Genomic DNA, 21,735 nt, shown 5'->3' with positions numbered 1-21,735 from the left:
TTATTCACCAAATAAACTTTTGCTTATTCAACTTAACCGCACTTATTTTTTGAGTCACGGAGGCGGCACTTTCATTTATTTCTGTAAACAAGGAATTTTGCATTATTTCATTAAGATATAGAATTCCGTATTCGGATATAAGTATTTCTAAATTGTAGTTTTTAACTTGAAAATTCAATAAACCTTGCTTTACCATCATTATTAAAATTGGCTTTAATGATTTATTTATACCCCATGGCTTGACGAATTTGACATCATCTAGCACATCTGAATTAATAACACTTTCAAAACAAAAATATAGATAATCTAAATTCACCGATTTCCTTTTGCCCTTAAGCGCATGGAATACACAAAACATGATTATCACAACAAAAATATCTGTAGTATTATGGCTATCTGAAACCACACGTCTTTTACTTATTTTCATATTAATCATATTTAGTCCTACTTGATAAAATCTAGATCACAATTCCCAAGCCAAGTCGCTATATCTTTACTACTCAAAAGAAGGATTTCATCACGACTCATTCCTAATGGAATCAATTTATCTGCCAATATATTCATATAATCATTATGTATTTTTTTATATTCTGCATGTGCGCTACTTGCGTCACTAAAGAAAACATTCAGATCTCTTCCATCGAAAATGACATTTGCTTGTTCATAGGCAGATTTAAGAAAATTAACCTTTGAAATTTCATTTAACAAACTATTTCCATTAAGCAAATTGCATACTATTTTTATTTTTTCAGCGGTGACTTTATAATCAGGCAATAATTCATTTATTTTACGATCAATATTATTGGAGAAAATAACATTTTCAGGATTAGACTCCCATGATGAAATTGTTTTCTCCATTGTTTCTCTCCGAATTAATTCTATGTTGAATAACAAATTATTGATTCCATAACCTGATTGATCATCATGTTTTTTCAGATTAGGTTCTAATTTTATCAAAGCTGATGTACAGCAACACTTTATTTTACCCAGCATAGCTTCATCTGGAATTGATGAAATAATACCGACTAAAACAAGAGAGTTATGTTCCATTAAAAACACGCCTGAACCTGAGATACCTTTTAAGGCTGTAGCACCAACATCTCCACTAGAATTTTCCATGAGTGCTTTGTCAGTTGTAAAAAGAAAAAAATCATTGTTGACATTTTCATTTTGATGTAAGGAAAAGATAGCGGAAGGTTGTTTAATACTATTACTTTTAACCCTAGACATTAATTTGAAATGTGGTTTTGGTGATTCTGACAAAAAAAACAGATCCCGTAAACCATCAATAGGACCATTCAAAATACACATTACAATATCTGTTTTTTCCCAGCTTGATTTATCTGATCTAATGCTTGAGATAGAAAAAAACCTTCCGTTTTCATCTTGGATTGCTATACATTCTAAATTTATAGGTTCGTGCATGATGATAGGCTTTACCACATGGAAAGCTGTAACCAAATAAATAATATTATTATTAGAAAAAATTATGGCACACCCAGAAAAAATTCCGTTTAAGTAAACATGGGCACATACATCTTTCATTATATTGATTGAAGTCCCTATCATAATATCACCTCTACACATACAATTTTATAAATTTTAATGTTTAAATTATCTTCATTTAATATGATAAAATCAGAAGCTCTTTCATAATTAAAATATAAATACAAATCTTCAAAACCCTGATCTATCGCTGAAGCTATTAACATTGATAATGTTTGATGATGCGGGTGATTATATGGTTCACTACCATCAGTTGAGATTATGAATCTATTGCACTTTAATACTGAAAGCAACTCATTAGAAGTGTTATATCTACTACCATGATGCGATAACTTTATTAGATCCACATCTAAAAATTTTTCGCCTCTACAATCGAGTAATTTTTTGACGTTATCATAAACAATTTTTGGATGTGAGTCAGCTAAGAACATTACTCTTTTTCTTTCATGTTCAAATAAAAATGCAATTGATGTAACGTTAATTATATCATTTTCTAAATCAAGCATTGGCGTTAAACTCTCATTTACTAGTTCAACATAAAACTCTTTATCGTTAACAGAAACGTATTCATTTTCTATTTTAAAAGATTCATTGGATTTTATATGACCATCCCACTTTTCCAATAACAAATCTAAATGTTGTCTTTCAGGCGAGAGAACCGTTAATAATGCTCCATTTAGTTCGAAAAAATTACCACTAATCATTCTATTACTGTCTAATCCGAGTCTAATAAGCTCATCCTGAAGTAGCACTCCATGTTTAAACCCTACAAACTCGTCATTATCGATCGAGATATTTTGAAAGCAATTTCCATATATGACCATCTCCTTTTTGAAAGGATTAACTTCCGATTTGGAAATTATTTTCAAAAATCCGCCGATATGATCATAATCAATATGTGTGAAAATACAAAAATCTAAACATTCTGTAGAGGGAAAGTTGTGATTCTTCTTTTTATTTATTGTTGATGGGGTACCACTGTCAACAAGCATTTTATTATTATTCCACTCTACGAGCAGCGAATCTCCTTTTCCAGCTTTAAAAATGGTAATCTTCATATTTGTCATCCATGAAATAATAAGGACTATAAATCTTATCATTAAGTATGTTCAATTAGTACTGTTCAAAAAAACACTGTACATATAATCACTACCCTGTAATTCTATTTAGCCTTCTGAATATGATATCAATCACATCAAGTGGTCATCATGACCTTTGATTGTCTCACTAATTGTAAAAACTTGCTCAATTCGAGCTTGAATCAAATTAATTGTCTTATTACCAAATAAATGTTCCATAGAAGATTTTCATCTCGCCAATAAAAAGCTAAATAGAGTTAAAATCTATAACTTCATATGATTCTTAATTGCGCGAGAACTTCTTGCACTTTAAGGTAAGACTTTCACTCTCAACGGGAAAATTGACCATGCGTATTCTGGTAGTGGGCGCCGGCGCCACCGGCGGCTATTTTGGTGCACGTCTGGCGCAAGCAGGACGTGATGTGACTTTTCTGGTGCGCGAGCGCCGTTTTCAACAGTTGCAGCAAACCGGTCTGGTGCTGAAAACGCCCGGCGGCAGCGAAGTGATTCAGCCGCAGCTGGCGCAGGCCGGTTCGCTTGATGGCCATTACGATCTGATTATTTTGACGGTGAAAAGCTTCGCGCTGGATCAGGCGATGAATGACATCGCGCCCGCCGTCGGTCCGGACACGCTGATCATGCCGATCCTCAACGGCATGCGGCATTTCGATACGCTGCGCGCGCGCTTCGGGGACAAGGTGATTGGCGGCTTGTGCAAAATCAACGCCACGCTGGGAGAAAATGGCGAAGTGATGCAGATGACACCGCTGCATATTCTCTATTACGGCGCGCTGGACGGTCACAACGATGCGCGTTTGCAGCGCGTGGATGAAGCGCTGCGTGCGGCGCAGTTTGATACGGTGTTTGCCGACAACATCATCAGCGAGCTGTGGGAAAAATGGTTGCTGCTCAGCACGCTGGGTGCGGTGTGTTGTATCGCGCGTGGCAATACGCAACAGGTGCTGACGTCACAAGGTGGCGAAGCGCTGCTGCAAGGCGTTTTTGGTGAAGTGTTGGCGGTGCTAAGTGCGGACGGTTATCAGCAGCGTCCGGCGGTGACGGCGAAGATTTATGAGACGCTGAACAATCCTCAAGCGGCGATGACCTCGTCGATGTACCGCGATTTAACCCAGGGCTTTGAGATTGAATCCGATCAGGTGATTGGCGATCTGCTGGTGCGCGGGGCACGCAGCGGCGTAGTGACGCCGTTGCTGAACGCGGTGTATGTCAATTTGCAGGTGTATGTGCAGAACCGATAACGTTGGTCGCCATTCATGGCGACCGAAACATCACAACCGTGACTGCACGCCGGGCAACTGCTTCAGGCGTTGCCAACCGGCTTCCACCGCTTCTGGCACCTCGACGTGGCCAAGAAAACCTTTTCCGCGCGGCCCGTAGCCGTTTTCATCGTCGCGCAGGCGCTGGATTTCACCCATCAGCAGCGACAGAAAACGCTCCATCGACCACAATCCTTGCGGCGGCGCGCCGATGATGCGCAGCATGCCCGCGTCCATCATCACCTGCGGCATAAATACCGGCCAGCTGATAAATTCCGGTGCATCCGCACGATCGCGCCATTGATAGCGGAAGGTTTCCCAGGTGCGACGCTGCATCAGCGGATCCTGCACCAGCAGCACACGCTGCGGCTGCCAGCTGTGCTCATCCAGCAGCTTTTGGCTGAAGGCGGCGTTTTCCCCGCAGTTGCGTGAGGCGGTTTCCAGCAGCAGCAAATCGTCCGGCAGCGCGGCAAATACGCGGGCGACATCGCCCAGCAACTCGGCTTCGCTTTTGCCTTTGCTGTCGATTTGGCGATACAGCGGATGTGCGGCGAGCATCTCCACCAGCAGCGAGGTTGAGTGACCGGTGCCGCCGCTGATCAATAACGGTAGCTGATACTTTTTCGCCACGGCAATCACCGCTTCCACGTTCGGCAGGACCGCGTGACCAGCGAGAATGGCTAAATCGATGTCGAGCGTGCCATCTTGTGGCATCTGATCCAGCGCCAGCCAGGCCGCCAGGGTGTTGATATCCTGAATCTGATGGTTATTGAGCTGCATCCGGTTCTCCTCTTTTTACCTTTGGCAGTGTAGCGGCTTAAGTGCGTGTCGGCAGGGAAAAATTTGCTACACTCGCAGCTTAATCTTCAGGAGAGATTCATGACTGCGCGCTCCGTAACCCTCGATGATGTTGCTCATCTGGCTGGGGTTTCTTATCAAACCGTTTCCCGCGTCCTCAACCATTCCGAGCAGGTTTCGCCGCGCACCCGCGCCAAAGTAGTAGCCGCGATGCAGCAGCTCAACTATGTGCCGAATCGCGTGGCGCAGCAGCTGGCGGGCAAAAACACCCGCACGCTGGGTCTCGCCACCAGCGATTTAGCCTTGATGGCGCCCGCGCAGATCGCTTCGGCGATTCAGCAACGGGCGGCGGCGCAGGGTTATCATCTGGTTATCGCCATGGCGAATCCCGATAATGCGCCGCAGGATACAGTGAATGAACTGCTGGCGCAGCGCGTGGATGCGCTGCTCATTAACCTGCCGCTCGATGCGGCGCAGGCTGCGCAGATTCAGCAACAGTGCGACAACAAGCCGGTGCTGTTTCTCGATGTGGAGCGCAGCGCTGAAGTGGCGCAATGCCAGTATCAGAGCGAATCCGGTGCGCAGCAGGCGGTCGATCATCTGGTGGCGCTCGGCCATCGCCAGATTGGCGTGTTAAATGGACCGGAAAGTTCTGCCTCGGCGCGCGCGCGTTTCGCCGCGTGGCAACAGGCGCTGGCGGCGCATCAGCTCAAGCCATTCTGCGTGCTGAGCGGTGACTGGAGCGCGGCATCGGGTTATCAGGCGCTGCTGGCGCGGTTGCCCAACACTCTGCCGCAAGCGCTGCTGGTGGCTAACGATCAAATGGCGCTCGGCGCGATGCGCGCGCTGCATCAGCACGGCGTGAAGATCCCGGCGGAGATTTCGCTGATTGGCTACGACGATACCGCGGAAAGCGCGTGGTATCAGCCGCCATTAACCACCGTGCGTCAGGATTTGCAGCAGTTGGGCGCGGTAAGCGTGGATCGCTTGCTGGCGCAGCTGGAAGGTGGCGATATGGCAGAGGAGACGCTGGAAACCGAGTTAGTGTTGCGGGAAACCACCGCGACGCCGCAGCAAGATGAGGTGGATGTGGCGGAGATTGCGCAGCAGTTGCAGGTGTTGGCGCGCAAGTTAAAGCGCACCTCATAAATAAGTTTAGGTGCGCGAATTTGCGCACCTGGTCGTAATTACCCGAGTGCGAGTTTTACGGCGTCTTCTGCGTGAATCAAGGTGGTATCGAACAGCGGCACGCTGGCATCTTCCGCTTTTACCAGCAAGGTGATTTCGGTGCAGCCGAGAATGATCGCCTCTGCGCCCTGCTCCACCAGCTCAGCAATAATCTTGCGGTATTGCGCGCGAGATTCATCGCGGATCACGCCAAGACAGAGTTCCTGATAAATGATGTCGTGCACCACTTTACGACCGGCTGCATCGGGAACCAAAACGTCGATCTCCGACTGATTAAGTCGGCCTTTGTAGAATTCCTGTTCCATGGTGAACGCCGTTGCTAGCAAGCCGATTTTTTTTACGCCCGCCTGACGAATGCGTTGTGCGGTGGCATCGGCAATATGCAGCAGCGGAATGCGGACCGCATCAGTGATCTGCTGCGCGACTTTGTGCATGGTGTTGGTGCAGAGCACAATAAAATCCGCGCCGCCCTTTTCCAGACTGAGCGCCGCTTCTGCCAGGATCTCGCCCGCTTTTTGCCACTCGCCAGCGGCCTGTAGCTTTTCGATTTCATGGAAATCGACGCTGTACATCAGGCTGCGCGCGGAGTGCAAACCGCCCAGCTGCTGCTTCACCTGCTCATTGATAATACGGTAATAGAGCGCGGTGGATTCCCAGCTCATCCCGCCAATCAAACCGATCATTTTCATCTGCTTAACTCCGTTTTAAACATGCTGCTCAGCACTGTAAGCGAAAAAGACAAACTGCGCGATAAATCGCGCCGCTACCGAAACGCGCAATGTTCGTGTAGCGGCGCAATTTATTGCGCAAACTTTTCCGGCCAGCGCGCTGCAGGAAACAACGATAAGCGAATATTGAACAGGTGGAACATTGGCGCAAACAGCGTGTTCTCCTGCAACGCTGCCGCTTCCAGCCGCAGCAACAACGTATTCAATTCCGCTAACAATTCCGGCTGCGGCGTGGTTTGCAGCGATTTTAACCGACGCTTAAGAAACTGGCTCAGCTCATGGAACATCGCCGCGCTTTCGATGTGATGCGCCAGCAGCAGTTCACGATGACGCGTGTAATAGTCGTAGCAGTTTGCGCCCAGCCAGGCTTCGGCAATCAGATTGCCGCCGGAGACCAACTCTGGCACCGGATCGACACGCTTACGCGGCAGAATAATGTTGACCTTATCCAGCGTGCGCGAAACAAACTGCTGACGCGCGGTCAGCGTGACGCTGTTGAGCCGCACCGTGGCGATAAACTGCAGCAGCTCGCGGATACCTTTGCGCACCGCGCGTTTGGCGGTCCACGACGGGCGCTTGTTGCGGATCAGCGCCTTGATTACCACCGCGAAGGTAATGCCCACCAGCGTCGAAAGAATAGCGTTCACTATAAGCTGTAGATCGGGCTTGAAGTTGTGGCTCATGCCAATCAGCCCGGGAATCTGCGTGGCGACAATCAGACCAATCAGGTTGGTTGACGGATTGGCGATAACCAATCCCAGCGCCAGCAAGCCCGGCGCAAGGCAAATCACCAGCGCTTCGAAGGTCACCGCCTGCGGAATCAGCAAAGTGATATATAGCAGGCTGATCACCACAGAAATCAGCACCCCTTTCAGGAACAGTTTCATCGGCGCAATCGGGCTGTCCATGCCAGCAAAGAAGGAGCACAGCACCGCCGCCATCATCGGTGCGGTGGCACCATCTACCCAGCCGCTGCCGATCCAAAATACGCAGGTAACGAAGGTGGCAATAAATGCGGTAAACGACGACAGCAGCAACAAACCCTTATCGACGTGTTTGTGCGCGCGCGCCATTTTTCCGGCTTTAACCGCGGGCGTCCATTCACTGACGCGCTCGCTCACGCTTAGGTAGGCATCAACGATGCGCACAAAGTTGAGTAGGCGCTCCAGCAATCCGCTCAGCAAAATGCTCTCTTCACTGTTGAGCCTGCCCTGTTGCCACGCCCGTTTCAGCTGATCTTGCGCGTGGCTGAGCTGGTCGCGCACCGGCAGCTGATCTTCACCATTTAGCCACAGCAAAAATTGGTGAAACACCTCGGCGATAAAGTCGGGAAAACGGATTTGCTGCTGCGCCAGCAAATTGAGGCGCGATTCAATTGCCGTCAGCGTGGGGATGAAATAGGAGAGATGCTGATACTGCACGCTGACTAAGCGCACCAGACGCCGCGCGTCATCGCCTTCATACACGCAGTGCGTGATGAGCGTTTCGACGTTAAGCGGATAGTTGGCCATCTGAATCAGGATATCTTCGCGCTCCACCGACTTCTCAGCGGGCATCGCCGTGACCAGTTCGCTGCACAGCTTGCGCGCGTTCTGATACCACAGGTTCACGCTCTGCTCTAACAGATTGCGCATCGAGACCGGCCACAGCACGCGATGCACCAGGCTGCTGCAGACGATGGCGACGGTGATCTCCTCAACACGCGAGATCACCGTGTAGGTGATGGCCGATGGCGACACCACATCGGGAAAACCCATGATCGCCGCGCTGTAGCCCGCCAGCATAAACACATAGCTCTTCGGCGTGCGGTCATGCAGCGAAAGATAGAGGCAAACCGCCACCCAAAGCGAAATGCACAGGCTGAACAGCAGCGGATCTTGCACCGTGGCGGGGTAGATCAGTAGCGTAAACAAGCCGCCCAGCAGGGTGCCGAAGAAACGGAAAACCGATTTCGATACCGTCGATCCCGAATAGAGCTGCGAGGCAACGTACACTGTAGTCAGTGACCAGGCCGGTTTATCGAGATTGAGTTCCAGAGCAATGTAAAAAGCCAGAAAGGCAGCAAGACAGGTTTTGGCAGAGAACAGCATTGCGCTTCGTGAAAACCACTTCATAGAACGGGTAAAACCTTATGCAGGCAGCGGAATGGCTTATCCTGACAGAAGCATTTGGCAATGGCATTTTGATTTGTTATACAAATTATTAACGTGCTAATTATATGGGCATCTATGGAAATGGCGGACGCGTTTGCTGATTACAGTGAATGATCCAGATCACATAGATAATAGTTATAAGCGATCGAAATTAGTTATTTATTGGTTATATAAGGGCTTTGCTAAGGTGGCAAAAAAACCACTCGAGAATCATCATGAAAGCAAAACTTCCTGTCCTGAGCGCTTTAGCTCTCAGCTTTGGCCTGCTCTCCACGCACGCTTTTGCCGCTAACCCAGAAACCGTCACCATCGGCTATCAAAAAGCCAACATCTTTGCCCTGCTGAAATATCGCGGCACGCTGGATGAAACCTTCAAGAAGGAAGGTATCGCTATCCGCTGGGTGGAGTTCCCGGCGGGCCCGCAGATGCTGGAAGGCTTAAACGTTGGCAGCATTGATTTGGCGGCAACCGGCGATGCGCCACCGGCCTTCGCCCAGGCAGCGAAAGCCGATTTGATCTATCTTGGGCATTCACCGGCTAACCCAAAAACCGAAGCCATCGTGGTGCCAAAAGATTCTGCCATTAAGAGCGTGGCGGATTTGAAAGGTAAACGTGTCGGTCTGAACAAAGGCTCTGACGTTAACTATCTGCTGGTGAAAGCGCTGGAAGATGCGGGGCTTAACTACAAAGACGTGACGCCGGTGTATCTGCCGCCCGCCGATGCACGCGCGGCTTTCCAGAAAGGCGCGATTGATGCATGGGTGATTTGGGATCCGTACCTTGCCGAAGTGGAAGCCAATGCCGGTGCGCGTGAAATCCGCAATGCGGAAGGATTAGTGCCACATTACACTTTCTATCTCGCCAGCCGTCCTTTCGCGGAAGGTCATCCTGATACTGCGAAACAGGTTGTCGATGAGTTGAGCAAACTCAGCGATTGGGCCAACAAGAACCCGGATGACGCGGCAGCGATTCTGTCGAAATCAACCGGCCTGGATAAAGCCATCTGGCAAACCACCATTAAGCGCCTGCCTTACGGCGCGTCACGCATGTCGCCGCAGGTGTTTGATGAGCAGCAGGCGTTAGCGGATACCTTTACGCGCGTGGGACTGTTGCCGGTGAAAGTGGATGTGCGCAGCGCGACCTGGTCGCTGGATAAGAAGTAAGTCATTACCAACAACCAGGTCGTCATGAATAGCGACCTTACATGCCCGGTGCGCATTTACGCGCACCGGGTTTTATCAGCCCTCGCCCCTGCCAATCTGCCAAATCCCCGTCGGTGCGGTGCCATTCACTTTCCAGTCGCCGATATCACGCGCTTTGTACACCACCGGATTATGTGATGACAGAGTTCGCGCGTTGCGCCAGTGACGATCCAGCGCTTTGCTGACGCGCGTATCCGATGCGCCCAGTGCGTTAAACAGCTCGGTGGCGGCGCGCGTCACCCATTCGCTGGCAATCACCTGCGCCTGCCCCGCTTCGGCTTCGGCCAGCACATTCGCGGCGGCAATTTGCGCTTCATCGTTGCTGACGTGGGCAACATATGCTGATTGCAGTGAATGTGTCGCGCGGATCACCGTGGCTTCCACCGCAAACGCCAGGCTGGTGATTTGCCCGATCACCTGCAGAATCTGCGCATCCTGACGCGCAACACCGCCGTTGCCGTGACTGTAAACCCGATTTCGCGCCGCCACCGCCTGCGCACCGTCGCGCGCCACCGCACGGCCAATTCCCGCCAGCGTTGCCAGCAAGACATGCTGATAAAAGGCGGTTTGATAACGGAAGCGGGTGGCGAAATCGTAGACGTGTTCCTGCTCGACATGGGCGTTAGCGAAACGCGTGGTGCCGCTGCCGGTTAAGCGCTGGCCAAAGCCGTCCCAGTCGTCCTCACGCATCACCCCGGGTTGGTGAGTGTTCACCAGAGCGATAACGTCGCCCTGATTGTCATTGCGGCGCGCATAGACATCAATCCAGTCGGCGAACAGCGTGCCGGTGCTGTAAAACTTCTCGCCGCTCAGCGTCCAGCCGCTTTCGCCTGGCGTGACGCGCGTGATGACATCGCCAAGTTTTACCGTGCCAATTTCCGTCCAGCCGCTGCCCACCAGCTCGCCATCAATAAAACGGCCAAACCAGCGATCGCGTTCCGCGCTATCCGGCTGATTCAATCGATCTTCGACAAAAGCGAAATGCGCGCGCAGCGCCTGCGGCAGATTCGAGTCGGCTTCTGCCAGCTCGGTTAACAGCTGGAACAGCTGCGGCAGCGATGCGCCCCAACCGCCCTTCTCTTGCGGAATGCGCACCGTGCCGAATCCCGCCTCTTTCAGCCAGCTAATCGGTTGATGCGGCAAAGTACGTTCCCGCTCGCGTGCTACCGTTCCTTCAGCGATGCGCGCGAAAATCGGCCGGAAGTGCGCCGTCAGCGCCTCATAATCGGTGCCTGTTGCCAGTAAGCTCATGGTGACTCCTGAGGTGAAAGATCGTCGATGTCATGCAGCGTGGGCTCGTGGCGCACCGCCAGCAGGAAGAAGATCGGGATGATCGCTGCCAGCGATACCACCCAAAACATATTGGTGCCGAGCACGGCTTGCAGAAGCGGCAGGATGAACAGCGCTAACGCGCTACCGATGCCGGAAAGCGCGCGGCTGAAGCCCACGCCGGTGGCGCGAATTGAGGTTGGATAGGAAAGCGCTGGATAGACCATCAGCTGCGCGCCCGGCCCGAAGCCCTCGGCAAACAGCCACAAGCCGAGCATCAAAACTGCAAAGACGATTCCGGCGATGGCTTGCGGATGACCAATTAACGCCAGCGCGATCAGCGTAAAGAATTGCAGGGCAAAGCCAGCAATCGCGACGTGGCGCGACGGATATTTCCACGCCAGACGCATGCCAAGCAGGCCGCCGGTAAAGGCGAACAGCGCGTTGAGTCCCAGCGATGCCGAGATGGTTTCAAACACGCCCGCGCCGAGGAACTGCGCCAGAATCGACGGCAGGAAGAAGGCAATGGCGGTGTATTCAAACGAGATACAGATGTTCATCACGCCCGCGACGATGGTGCGTTCGCGCCACGGTTTCTCAAACAGCACGCGGAAACTCACTTTCGGTGCCGCAGCAGCCGGTGGCGCTTCGTGTTCCGCTTCGTGGGCGTGAATGCCGTAGGAATCACGCAGGATGCGCACCGCGGATTTCAGATCGCCCTGATTCGCCGCCCATAGTGGCGATTCGTTCATGAATTTGCTGCGCACCGCGATGATCAGCAGCGCCGGTACCGCACCGAACAGCAGCGACGCGCGCCACAGCCAGTCAAGATGCTCTTTCGGCAGCAGGAAGTAGAGCGCGAAGATCAGCAGGAAGCACAACGTTGAGGCGGCGTACCACATCGGGCACCAGGCTGCGAGTCGGGATGCCTTGTTGCCTTTACCAGCGAATTTGGAGAACTCCGCCAGATATGACATCGCCACCGGCAAATCGATGCCGACGCCCACGCCCATCAGGAAGCGCGCGCCAATCAGCACCCACACGTTCGGCGCTAACCCCGCCGCAATCGCTGAAACCACAAAGAACAGCATGTCGGCCATGAACACCGAATAGCGGCCATATTTATCCGTCAGCCACCCGCCCACCAGATTGCCGACGATGGTGCCAACCATAATTGAGGAAGTGACTAAGCCGGTGAGCAGCGGCGAGAGCTGAAACTCGCGCACCACATCATCGATGCCGTACGACAGCGTGGTGAGATCGTAGGCGTCGAGGAACACGCCGCCGAGCGCGAGGAACACAATCATGCGCGCGTAGTTGTCATTTTTGGTGCGAGTGTTGATCAGCCTTGCCACATCACTGACCGAACGTACCGGTTCGGAAACCGGAATGGTGTTTTCTAAAGGAAGAGAACTCATAACGCCTCACGTTGTTGTTTTGTAGTGCAGGTGAGGTTGTTATAAGCGTTTTTCTTCCTGCGCCAAAACAACAATTCTTGATATAAATTTACATTAAAATCAATTAGATAAATGGTTTTTAGCCAACACAAAAACCCGGACACGCCTGACGCGTCCGGGTGTTCAAACAACAACAATTTATTCGGCTGAGACCGGCACCAACACGCCTTTTACCAGCGGATCGTCGGTGGTCTTCAACCACTGCTGGACGCGCGGATCGGAGAAGGCTTTTTTCAGCTTCTCAATGTTTTCCTGGTCCAGATAAGGCGTGCCAATCACCAGCTGTGAGGCGAAAGTGCGCGGCGCAGGCGGGAAGAGAATGCCTTTTTCGCGCGGCACTTTACCGGCATCAAATTGCGAAACGTAACCAATCGCCGCATCCACCGAGTTGAGCGCACGCGGCATGGTCAGCAAATCGAGCTCTTTAAACACGAAACCGTGCGGATTGCCGACAATGTTCTTCAGTTTGGCCGTGCGCGGCTCGACGTTGGGATCGAGCGTGATTAAACCCTGACGCGCCAGCAACCATAATGCCTGGCCCTGATTGGCGCCATCATCCGGCACCACGATGGTCGCGCCCTGCGGCAGATCCGCCACCGATGTGTAGCGATCGGAGTAGATGCCAAACGCCCACTGGAACAGCGGCAGCGTTGAGGTGAGCGCAAAACCGTTGGCATCCACCACTTGCTTTAGCCACCACTGATGCTGATATACGGTGGCGGCATACTGCCCTTCCGCTACCGCGCGGTCGGCTTGCACCGGATCCTGCACGCCAACCGCCTCCAGCTTCAGGCCGTAATCGGGCGCGATGTGCTCGCCAACGTATTCAATCAGCTTCTGCTCGCCCGCCATCGCCGGTTCAAAATGCACCTTCAGCGTGGTGCCAAAGACCACCGCCTGCGCCTGTTGGCTGCGCCAGAACCAGCCGCCTGCTGCAAGTACAACGACCACTATAATCAGTAGCAGCCACGGCCAGCGGCGGGTTTTACGCAGCTCGAAATCTTGTGTTGTCATAACGATGTCCCCTGAGGATGGCGTAATGCGGTGACCAAACGGTCGCCGAGAAATTGAATGGTTTGAATTAAGGCGATCAGCACCACGATGGTGGCGATCATGATGTGGTTGTCGAAGCGCTGATAACCGTACACCACCGCCAGATAGCCGATACCGCCCGCGCCGATGGTGCCGGCAATGGCGGAGTACTCAATCATTGAGATCAGGTTGAGCGTCACTGCCGCCACAATCGCCGGCAGCGCTTCGCTAAGTTGTGCCGAGCGGATGATCTGCCAGCGCGAACCGCCGCACACCAAGCCCACCGCCGTGACTTCACCGGGCAGCTCACGCAGCGCGTTGTCCACCAAACGGCCAAAGAACGGAATACCCGCGGCGATCATCGGCACAACGGCGGCGGGAATGCCGATGGTGGTGCCGGTTAGCCAGAAGGTGAACGGAATGATGGCCGCCATCAGCACCAGAAACGGCAGCGAACGGCCCATGTTGACGATCCAACTCAACACTCTATTAATGCCGCGATGCGGAAACAGACCGCGCACCGAGGTGTTGAACAGCACCACGCCGACGATGCCGCCGAAGGTGACCACGAACAGCATCACGATCGCCACCATCAACGCGGTTTCGCCCAGAGCGGGCAGCATCAGCGCCGGGATTTCTGGCCACGGCGTATCCTGACTCATCACTGATACGCTCATACCGCCTCCCGCAATGGCAACACGCTGCCCGAAACGCTGGCAACTAAGCCCAGCTGTTCCAACTGCAATAGCAAACGCGCCAGCGGCACGCGTTCCTGTTGATAGTGAATGCCCACCTTGAGGCGGCCAGCTTGCAGACCATTCACCTGCTCAACGTGCGCGCCGAGCAGATCAATACGCAGACCAAACTGCTGGCTGAGGCGCGAAATCCAGTCGCTGACAACCGGCACATCGGTGCGATAGCTGAGCTGCAACACCAGCTCGGCATCGCCCGCCTGCGCTGCCAACGGGAACAGGCGCTGCCCCAATAGCGAATCGGGTTGCGCCAGCAGCTCTTTCACCACGCCATACTGCACGATTTGGCCGTCGCGAATTTCCGCTACCGCATCTGCCGCCTGACGCACCGCGTCCATTTCATGGGTGATCAGCACAATCGCCAGCTTGTAGTCATCACGCAGTTTTTTCAGCAGGTCTAGCACGGTGACGGTGGCTTCGGGATCGAGCCCTGAAGTGGCTTCATCTGCCAGCAACACCGACGGGCGCAACGCCAGCGCACGCGCGATACCAATACGCTGCCGCTGACCACCGGAAAGCTGGCCAGGATAGGCTTTGGCTTTGTGGCTGAGGCCGACGCTATCGAGCAGTTCGCCCACGCGCGCGGCGATATCGCGATCCACCACGCCAAGATAGTGCAGCGGCAAGGCGATATTCTCCCACGCGGTTTTGCGTTGCAGCAGCGCGGAAGACTGGAATACGGTACCAATTGAGCGACGCGCCTGACGCAGCGCTTCGCCATTCAGACGAGAGAGATCGCTGCCGTTAACGCGGATGCTGCCGGCGCTCGGTTGCTCCAGCAGGCTGATGCACTTCGCCAGCGTCGATTTACCCGCGCCGCTCGGCCCAACTACCGCGGTGATGTTGGCTTGCGGTACTTGCAGGCTGATGGATTTCAGCACCTCGGTGATGCGGCCGTCGGGCGCGCGATAGTGTTTGCTGAGCTGTTCTATTTCGATCATGAGACCTCCTGCGGCGTGGAGGATTTAACGCGATAGCCCGCGCCCGGATGCGGTGCTTGCAGCTGCGGGCCGGCGGAGAATAACTTCTCGCGCAACGTGCCCTGCGCGTACTCTTTTTTGTAGACGCCGCGCTTTTGCAGCTCCGGGATCAGCAGCTCCACCACATCTTCAAAGGTTTCATGCGTCAATGCGTAGGCGAAGTTGAAGCCATCTACGTCGGTCTCTTCAACCCAGCTTTGCAACTCATCCGCGATGGTTTCCGCGCTGCCGACAATCAGCGGACCAAAACCGCCGATGCCGACCCAATCCGCCAGTGCTTTTACCGTCCACTGACGATCGGGATCGGCGGTGGAGAAAGTTTCGACCGCCGATTGAATGGCATTGGTGTGGATATATTTCAGCACCTGATCCGGCTGATACTGGCCGAAGTCGATACCGGTCCAGCCTGATACCAGTGCCAGCGCGCCTTCGTAGCTGACCCAACTGGTGTACTCTTTCCATTTCGCCTGCGCCGCCAGATCGGTTTCGCCAACAATCACGGTTTGCAGATTGAAGATTTTGATGCTGTAAGGATCGCGCCCCGCTTCCGCCGCGCGGCGGCGAATATCGGCGACGGTTTTCTTCAGCAGCACTTTCGACGGCGCGGCAACAAATACGCATTCGGCATGTTCTGCGGCAAACTGTTTGCCACGACTCGATGCGCCCGCCTGATACAGCACCGGCGTGCGCTGCGGTGATGGTTCGCACAGGTGAATGCCCGGCACGTTGAAGAAGGTGCCCTGATGATTGATGGGATGGATTTTACGCGGGTCGCTGAAGATACGGCGTTCGCGGTCACGCAATACTGCATCCTGCTCCCAGCTGCCTTCCAGCAGCTTGTACACCACTTGCAGATACTCGTCGGCGTAATCGTAGCGGCTATCGTGATCGGTCTGGGTTTTGTGCCCAATGTTGCGTGCCCCGCTCTCCAGATACGAGGTGACGATGTTCCAGCCGATGCGGCCTTTGGTCAGGTGATCGAGCGTGGATAAGCGGCGCGCAAACGGATAGGGATGCTCAAACGACAGCGACGCCGTAAGACCAAAGCCGAGGTGTTCGGTCACCAGCGCCATTGGCGTAATCAGCGCTAACGGATCGTTGACCGGCACCTGCGTCGCCTGGCGGATCGCCGCATCGCCGTTGCCGTTGAGTACATCGTAAACGCCGAGCACGTCAGCGATAAACAGGCCGTCAAATTTGCCGCGCTCCAGCAGGCGCGCCAAATCGACCCAATACTCCAGATCTTTATATTGCCAGGAACGGTCACGCGGATGCGCCCACAGGCCCGGCGACTGGTGTCCGACACAGTTCATATCAAATGCATTCAAGCGAATTTCACGTTGCGATGGCATAGCAATCTCCATAGCGAGGCCGTGATCGTGTTACGACCCGGCGTTCGTCAGTTAATTTTTAGGATGTTGAGAGATTAAAGCGCTGAAGGGGGACATCGCTCGGCGGGAGCGATTTGCAGTTCTTGTAAAATATGTTTCGCCACAGCGGCGGCGTGATCGGCAACCTGCGGCAAACCCATCAGTTCACCGAAGCGCGCACGCGCAGCGGGACCGACGACAAACAGGCGCGCATTGGGTTGGCCGGTAACATTGAGCGTGTGCGACTGGCTGTCGACATCAATACCAAAACCGAGCAGGTCAGCACGGATTAGCCCTTGCCGGCTGAGCGACTGCAGCAGCGGCTGGCTGGCAGTTAAGGCTTCATGGCCGGGACCGGTGGTGACAATCAGATGATCGAGGCGGTGGGTTTCGCTGGCGCCCTCGCGCGTGCGTAGCGTGATTTGCAGTTGGATGCCGACATCGGAGATTTCGCTAAGGCGCGCGGCCAGCACCTTCAAACTGCCCTGCTGACGTCGTGCGCTGATCACCGCTGACACCTGCGGCGCGATGCGATAGCGATACACATCCCACCACGAGCGCAAATGACGGACAAAACGTTGCTGTTCACGTAGCGGCAGCGATTGCCAGATATCCTGACCTTGCACGCGCACCTGATCGAGCACGCGCTGCCACGGCAAATCCTGCTCAGCGGCACGCGCAACCTCGGCGCGGATATGTCGCAGCCACAGACGCGCGCTGGTCGCATCCTGCGGGGCTAATGTCCATTCAGGCCATTCACCGCTCAGGTTATCGCGCGAGAGCTGCCCACGGCGCGAGAAGGCGATTAACGGGCCACGATGCTGTCTGGTGCTCAACGAAGCCACCACGTCCGCCATGCTCAAGCCGGTACCGATAATCGCCACCGAGGATTGAGGATCGATGGCGTCTAATACGCCGTGCTGCCACGGATTGGCAATCAGCGCCGGATGCGCCGAGAACGGTTGCAGCGCACGCGGCAACGATGGTGGCGGATGACTGATCGCTAACGCCAGTACATCACCCCGCAACATTTCGCCGTTGCTGAGCAACAGCTGCTCGCCTTCCCAGGCCACGGCGCTGGCCTGAACATGGCGCAGCGTGACGTGCGGATACGCCTGCGCAGCTTGCGCAAACTGTTCTGCCAGATAGCGACCGAACAGGCTGCGCTGCGGATAGACCGCGCCGTCTTCACAGTGTGCTACTGAGTCCAGTGAACATTCCGGCTGTTGGCGATACCAGCGGTCAAACGCGCCCTGCTCTTCACCGCTCAACTGCATGCGCGAAGCGGGTACGTTGATGCGGTGCGCAGGCTCCTGCGTGGAATAGGCAACGCCGCCGCCGAGATTGGCGCGCGGTTCGACCACTGTAATCAGTAATCTGCTCGATGAGGTTCGTGCGAGATGAATCGCCAGCGCTGTGCCGCTAAAGCCACCGCCAACAATGATTACCCGTGCCATTGCCTTCTCCTGCATTAGCTGGCGCTCGTCTGTTTTGACGGACGCTTATCGCCGCCAATGGTTTCACCAAACGGGCCGGTGTTAATGGTGCGTTCACGCTGCTGCTGTGCGTTAGCCAGCGGTAGCAGCGGCAACAGTAATTCGGCCACGCGATGCGCTTCTTCCAGATGCGGATAACCGGACAGAATGAAGTTGGTGACACCCAGCGCCTGATATTCGCGGATACGCTCAGCCACCTGCTCCGGGCTGCCGACCAGCGCAGTGCCCGCGCCTCCGCGCACCAGACCCACGCCCGCCCACAGATTCGGCGAGATATAGAGGTTGTCGCGCGAGCCGTTGTGCAACGCGCTCATTCGTGCCTGACCGGCGGAATCCATACGCGCAAAGATTTTCTGCGCCTGCGCGATGGTCTCTTCATCAAGATGACCAATCAACTTATCTGCCGCCGCTTTGGCTTCTTCTTCGGTCTCGCGCACAATCACATGCAAACGAATGCCGTATTCCAGCTTACGTCCGCGCTGTTCTGCACGTGCGCGCACCACTTCCAGCTTCTCGGCAACCTGCGCTGGCGGCTCGCCCCAGGTGAGATAGGTATCGATCTGTTCCGCTGCTACATCAATCGCCGCCTCAGATGAACCACCAAAATAGAGCGGCGGCCCCTTTTCCTGCACCGGCGGAAACAGCACTTCTGCGCCTTCAACGTGAATGTGTTTGCCTTCGTAATCCACTTTCTCGCCGCGCATCAGGCGACTGTAGACGTCGAGGAACTCTTTGGTGACTTCATAACGTTCACTGTGGTTGAGGAAAATGCCGTCGCCTTTGTTCTCAATCGGATCGCCGCCGGTCACCACGTTAATCAGTAAACGCCCTTCAGACAGACGATCAAGCGTGGTCGCCATGCGGGCTGCCAGCGTTGGCGGCTGCAGGCCAGGACGCACCGCCACTAAATAGCGCAGACGTTTGGTGATCGGCGCTAACGCCGAGGCCACCAGCCAGGAATCTTCACAGCTTTTGCCGGTAGGAATTAATACGCCGTAGAAGCCAAGATTGTCGGCGGCGAGCGCCACTTGCTGCAAGTAGGGTAAATCGACCGGGCGTCCGCCTTGCGTGGTGCCGAGGTAGCGTCCATCACCGTGCGTCGGTAAAAACCAGAAGACATTAATTTTATCGTTCGCGGAATCGGCCATTATGCTTTTCCTATATAACTTTATTAAAAAATGATCATTTTGAACTGCTTATTTGGTTATATAGCTGTTAGCAGAAAGCGTGCCAGGTTGTTAACGGGCGCGAATCCCCGTATTTCAGGCGGTTAGCCTTGTCGCCGTCAACCAAAACAGTTGCATTTGCGACTCTGGCGCAACAGCAATTGCTGCATATGCAACTGCTTATGCTTTTTACATGGTGTTAATAGTCAGCGTGAGCATTTAGGTTAACGATATGCTCGTTACAGGACTCAATGCCATGTTAACCACCTATAATCCCACCGATTCACCGCGCTTAGTCGATCCCGCTTCTCTGGCGTTTCAATCGCTGCTGGATAAGTTCGCGCCCACAGATGCCACCGTGCTGATTGTCGGCGAAACCGGCACAGGTAAAGAAGTGGTGGCGCGCTATCTGCATCATCACAGCCAGCGACGTCACGGCCCTTTCCTCGCGGTTAACTGCGGCGCGCTGACGGAAAGCCTGGCTGAAGCCGAGTTGTTTGGCCATGAGAAAGGCGCTTTTACCGGCGCGACGCAGTCACATCCCGGCTGGTTTGAATCAGCGCAAGGCGGCACCTTGCTGCTGGATGAGATTGGCGAGCTGAGCCCTTCACTGCAGGTTAAATTGCTGCGTGTGCTGCAGGAGCGTGAGATTACGCGCGTGGGCTCGCGAAAAGCAATCAAGGTGGATGTGCGGGTTATCGCGGCTACGCATGTGGATTTGGCGCAGGCGATTCGCGAGCGACGCTTTCGCGAAGATCTGTTCTATCGCCTGAATATTGCGGTGGTGCCATTACCGCCGCTGCGTCAGCGCCGTGAAGACATTCCGCTGCTGGCACAGCACTTCCTCGCCCTCTACGCACGACGTTTAGGGCGCCCGGCACGGCGTCTTTCTGCTGATGCGCTTGAAGCGCTGCGCGAATACAGCTGGCCGGGCAATATCCGTGAACTGGAGAACACGCTACATAACGCCGTATTGCTGAGCCGCGAAGAGACGCTGACACCCGCACAGTTGCGACTTGCTGGTTACAGTGAACATGGCTTTAACGAGTCAAACGATTCAACGCTCGACAGTTTTCTTCAGCAGCAGCTAACCAGTCAGCCGCAACAACTGTTTGATCGCGTTATCAGCAGCCTTATTAGCAATGCGCTATCGATGACAGATCACAATCAAACCCAGGCTGCGGCGCTATTAGGTATCAGCCGCCACACATTGCGCACGCATCTGGCGAATCAGGGAATGATTAAAGGACGGCGAAAAGCGCCGGTAACTACGTCGACATCTCATACACACGGGACGCAGGAGCGTGAGCTGCGCATTGGCTACCAGAAGTTTGGCAATCTCGGGGTGTTAAAAGCCCGTCAGAGCCTCGAACACTGTTTCGCTCAGCAAGGCATTAGCGTGTTATGGAGTGAGTTTCCCGCCGGGCCACAGCTGCTGTATGCGCTGCAAAACAACGAAATCGATTTTGGTACGACCGGTGAAGTACCCCCGATCTTCGCCCAGGCGAGTGGCAATGCGGTGACTTATATTGCCTGGGAGCCGCCAGCGCCAAGCAGCGTTGGCATTGTGGTACTGCATGACAGCGATATTCGCACCATCAACGATCTGCGCGGTAAGCGCATATCGGTTAATAAAGGCTCGAACGTCCACTGGCTACTGCTGCAGTTACTGGAGGAAGCGGGCATTGGTCTGGATGAACTCAAAGTGGTGTATACGCCGCCGAAATATCCGCTCACCGCCAGTGATTATCTTTCGGTTGATGCCTGGATGATGTGGGATCCGTTGCTCAGCGCTGCGGAAAGCAATCCCGAGCTGCGAGTTTTGGTCAATGGTGATGGGCGCGTACGTAATCATCAGTTCTATCTGGCGCGGCGTGATTACGTTGAACAGCACCATGACATCCTCAGACAGCTGGTGGAGAGTTTGCAACAAACGGGTTTGTTCATCGATAGCCATCGCCACGAAGCATCAATGTTATTGGCTCAGGAGCTTGGATTGGAAATCGCATCAGTTGAACGTGCCTTGACTCGCCGCAGCCACAAAACACGTGCGATGGCCTTCGAAGTAATCAAAGAGCAGCAGACCATCGCCGATCGCTTTTATGCGTTGGGGCTGATTAATAAACCTGTGCGCGTGCGCGATGCGGTCTGGCAATTTTCATCAGCTTTAACGTTAATTGAGTAAGGTGAATCTTGAAAGTTATCCACGTTTTCTGTGGATAAATCATTGAATATCATCTGGCTAATCTCGCTTAGGGATTTTTGAGGGTGGCTGAAACTAA

General features: G+C 53.6%; 18 protein-coding genes. 4 read left to right on the top strand and 14 right to left on the bottom strand.

Annotated elements, in window-relative coordinates:
* Positions 1-4: 4 nt before the first annotated feature.
* From PZBJ_RS03330 to PZBJ_RS03320, 3 genes are read right to left on the bottom strand one after another with little or no spacing between them, the layout of a single operon-like run.
* Positions 5-436 (bottom strand): hypothetical protein, encoded by a 432-nt coding sequence (locus PZBJ_RS03330; protein WP_101761183.1) that lies wholly within the window; start codon positions 434-436, stop codon positions 5-7.
* Between the two features lie 8 nt (positions 437-444).
* Entirely contained in the window at positions 445-1,569 is a 1,125-nt protein-coding gene (locus PZBJ_RS03325) for a hypothetical protein (protein WP_101761182.1), read from the bottom strand.
* A complete protein-coding gene (locus PZBJ_RS03320; protein ID WP_101761181.1) occupies positions 1,566-2,564 on the bottom strand; it encodes a ComEC/Rec2 family competence protein in 999 nt (332 codons plus the stop codon). Before PZBJ_RS03320 ends, PZBJ_RS03325 begins: the two co-directional genes overlap by 4 nt.
* Positions 2,565-2,932: 368 nt before the next feature.
* On the opposite strand from PZBJ_RS03320, the gene PZBJ_RS03315 reads away from it, so the two are divergent.
* Positions 2,933-3,844, top strand: coding sequence for a ketopantoate reductase family protein (locus PZBJ_RS03315; protein ID WP_101761180.1), 912 nt, complete (start codon positions 2,933-2,935; stop codon positions 3,842-3,844).
* A 30-nt stretch (positions 3,845-3,874) separates the two neighbouring features.
* On the opposite strand, the gene PZBJ_RS03310 is transcribed toward PZBJ_RS03315, so the two are convergent.
* Positions 3,875-4,642: a YdcF family protein gene (locus PZBJ_RS03310; protein ID WP_101761179.1), complete on the bottom strand. Its 768-nt coding sequence runs from the start codon at positions 4,640-4,642 to the stop codon at positions 3,875-3,877.
* Between the two features lie 99 nt (positions 4,643-4,741).
* Between PZBJ_RS03310 and PZBJ_RS03305 the strand changes: the two genes are divergently transcribed.
* Complete coding sequence (locus PZBJ_RS03305; RefSeq protein WP_101761178.1) at positions 4,742-5,809, top strand: LacI family DNA-binding transcriptional regulator; 1,068 nt, start codon at positions 4,742-4,744, stop codon at positions 5,807-5,809.
* 38 nt (positions 5,810-5,847) lie between these two features.
* Here PZBJ_RS03305 and PZBJ_RS03300 read toward each other — a convergent pair whose 3' ends face one another.
* Both PZBJ_RS03300 and PZBJ_RS03295 read right to left on the bottom strand, forming a co-directional pair.
* Entirely contained in the window at positions 5,848-6,537 is a 690-nt protein-coding gene (locus PZBJ_RS03300) for an aspartate/glutamate racemase family protein (protein ID WP_101761177.1), read from the bottom strand.
* A 110-nt stretch (positions 6,538-6,647) separates the two neighbouring features.
* Positions 6,648-8,690: an FUSC family protein gene (locus PZBJ_RS03295; protein ID WP_101761176.1), complete on the bottom strand. Its 2,043-nt coding sequence runs from the start codon at positions 8,688-8,690 to the stop codon at positions 6,648-6,650.
* A 254-nt stretch (positions 8,691-8,944) separates the two neighbouring features.
* Here PZBJ_RS03295 and PZBJ_RS03290 point away from each other — a divergent pair, with 254 nt between their 5' ends.
* On the top strand, positions 8,945-9,892 hold the full coding sequence (locus tag PZBJ_RS03290) for a sulfonate ABC transporter substrate-binding protein (protein WP_101761175.1): 948 nt from the start codon (positions 8,945-8,947) through the stop codon (positions 9,890-9,892).
* 75 nt (positions 9,893-9,967) lie between these two features.
* Here the strand turns inward: PZBJ_RS03290 and PZBJ_RS03285 are convergent, their stop codons facing one another.
* The 8 genes from PZBJ_RS03285 to ssuD form a co-directional block, all read right to left on the bottom strand.
* Positions 9,968-11,182 (bottom strand): acyl-CoA dehydrogenase family protein, encoded by a 1,215-nt coding sequence (locus PZBJ_RS03285; protein WP_101761174.1) that lies wholly within the window; start codon positions 11,180-11,182, stop codon positions 9,968-9,970.
* Positions 11,179-12,618, bottom strand: coding sequence for an MFS transporter (locus tag PZBJ_RS03280; protein ID WP_101761173.1), 1,440 nt, complete (start codon positions 12,616-12,618; stop codon positions 11,179-11,181). Before PZBJ_RS03280 ends, PZBJ_RS03285 begins: the two co-directional genes overlap by 4 nt.
* Positions 12,619-12,795: 177 nt before the next feature.
* On the bottom strand, positions 12,796-13,671 hold the full coding sequence (locus tag PZBJ_RS03275; RefSeq protein ID WP_101761172.1) for a MetQ/NlpA family ABC transporter substrate-binding protein: 876 nt from the start codon (positions 13,669-13,671) through the stop codon (positions 12,796-12,798).
* A complete protein-coding gene (locus tag PZBJ_RS03270) occupies positions 13,668-14,366 on the bottom strand; it encodes a methionine ABC transporter permease (protein WP_101761171.1) in 699 nt (232 codons plus the stop codon). Before PZBJ_RS03270 ends, PZBJ_RS03275 begins: the two co-directional genes overlap by 4 nt.
* Entirely contained in the window at positions 14,363-15,382 is a 1,020-nt protein-coding gene (locus PZBJ_RS03265; protein WP_101761170.1) for a methionine ABC transporter ATP-binding protein, read from the bottom strand. Before PZBJ_RS03265 ends, PZBJ_RS03270 begins: the two co-directional genes overlap by 4 nt.
* The gene (locus PZBJ_RS03260) at positions 15,379-16,773 is read right to left on the bottom strand and encodes an LLM class flavin-dependent oxidoreductase (protein WP_101761169.1); all 1,395 of its coding nucleotides are present in this window, start codon (positions 16,771-16,773) and stop codon (positions 15,379-15,381) included. The genes PZBJ_RS03265 and PZBJ_RS03260 overlap by 4 nt, the downstream gene beginning before the upstream one ends.
* A gap of 74 nt (positions 16,774-16,847) precedes the next feature.
* A complete protein-coding gene (locus PZBJ_RS03255; RefSeq protein WP_420818492.1) occupies positions 16,848-18,248 on the bottom strand; it encodes an FAD/NAD(P)-binding protein in 1,401 nt (466 codons plus the stop codon).
* 14 nt (positions 18,249-18,262) lie between these two features.
* Positions 18,263-19,435, bottom strand: a complete 1,173-nt coding sequence (ssuD, locus tag PZBJ_RS03250) for an FMNH2-dependent alkanesulfonate monooxygenase (protein ID WP_101761167.1) — start codon at positions 19,433-19,435, stop codon at positions 18,263-18,265.
* A gap of 274 nt (positions 19,436-19,709) precedes the next feature.
* On the opposite strand from ssuD, the gene PZBJ_RS03245 reads away from it, so the two are divergent.
* A complete protein-coding gene (locus PZBJ_RS03245; protein WP_101761166.1) occupies positions 19,710-21,638 on the top strand; it encodes a sigma-54-dependent Fis family transcriptional regulator in 1,929 nt (642 codons plus the stop codon).
* Positions 21,639-21,735: the final 97 nt, after the last annotated feature.

It is taken from the genome of Pantoea endophytica (genome assembly GCF_002858935.1).
GTDB classification, from domain to species: Bacteria; Pseudomonadota; Gammaproteobacteria; order Enterobacterales; family Enterobacteriaceae; genus Pantoea; species Pantoea leporis.
Note: the sequence above shows the minus strand (reverse complement) of the source record. Positions and strands in the feature narration are given on the sequence as shown.

Bases quoted from the DNA above. Each gene is read 5' to 3' on its own strand.
- PZBJ_RS03255 (WP_420818492.1), bottom strand. From the start codon at position 18,248: ATGGCACGGGTAATCATTGTTGGCGGTGGCTTTAGCGGCACAGCGCTG.
- PZBJ_RS03280 (WP_101761173.1), bottom strand. From the start codon at position 12,618: ATGAGTTCTCTTCCTTTAGAAAACACCATTCCGGTTTCCGAACCGGTA.
- PZBJ_RS03330 (WP_101761183.1), bottom strand. From the start codon at position 436: ATGATTAATATGAAAATAAGTAAAAGACGTGTGGTTTCAGATAGCCAT.
- PZBJ_RS03260 (WP_101761169.1), bottom strand. From the start codon at position 16,773: ATGCCATCGCAACGTGAAATTCGCTTGAATGCATTTGATATGAACTGT.
- PZBJ_RS03270 (WP_101761171.1), bottom strand. From the start codon at position 14,366: ATGAGCGTATCAGTGATGAGTCAGGATACGCCGTGGCCAGAAATCCCG.
- PZBJ_RS03320 (WP_101761181.1), bottom strand. From the start codon at position 2,564: ATGAAGATTACCATTTTTAAAGCTGGAAAAGGAGATTCGCTGCTCGTA.
- PZBJ_RS03290 (WP_101761175.1), top strand. From the start codon at position 8,945: ATGAAAGCAAAACTTCCTGTCCTGAGCGCTTTAGCTCTCAGCTTTGGC.
- PZBJ_RS03245 (WP_101761166.1), top strand. From the start codon at position 19,710: ATGTTAACCACCTATAATCCCACCGATTCACCGCGCTTAGTCGATCCC.
- PZBJ_RS03295 (WP_101761176.1), bottom strand. From the start codon at position 8,690: ATGAAGTGGTTTTCACGAAGCGCAATGCTGTTCTCTGCCAAAACCTGT.
- PZBJ_RS03275 (WP_101761172.1), bottom strand. From the start codon at position 13,671: ATGACAACACAAGATTTCGAGCTGCGTAAAACCCGCCGCTGGCCGTGG.
- ssuD (WP_101761167.1), bottom strand. From the start codon at position 19,435: ATGGCCGATTCCGCGAACGATAAAATTAATGTCTTCTGGTTTTTACCG.
- PZBJ_RS03285 (WP_101761174.1), bottom strand. From the start codon at position 11,182: ATGAGCTTACTGGCAACAGGCACCGATTATGAGGCGCTGACGGCGCAC.
- PZBJ_RS03305 (WP_101761178.1), top strand. From the start codon at position 4,742: ATGACTGCGCGCTCCGTAACCCTCGATGATGTTGCTCATCTGGCTGGG.
- PZBJ_RS03315 (WP_101761180.1), top strand. From the start codon at position 2,933: ATGCGTATTCTGGTAGTGGGCGCCGGCGCCACCGGCGGCTATTTTGGT.
- PZBJ_RS03310 (WP_101761179.1), bottom strand. From the start codon at position 4,642: ATGCAGCTCAATAACCATCAGATTCAGGATATCAACACCCTGGCGGCC.
- PZBJ_RS03265 (WP_101761170.1), bottom strand. From the start codon at position 15,382: ATGATCGAAATAGAACAGCTCAGCAAACACTATCGCGCGCCCGACGGC.
- PZBJ_RS03325 (WP_101761182.1), bottom strand. From the start codon at position 1,569: ATGATAGGGACTTCAATCAATATAATGAAAGATGTATGTGCCCATGTT.
- PZBJ_RS03300 (WP_101761177.1), bottom strand. From the start codon at position 6,537: ATGAAAATGATCGGTTTGATTGGCGGGATGAGCTGGGAATCCACCGCG.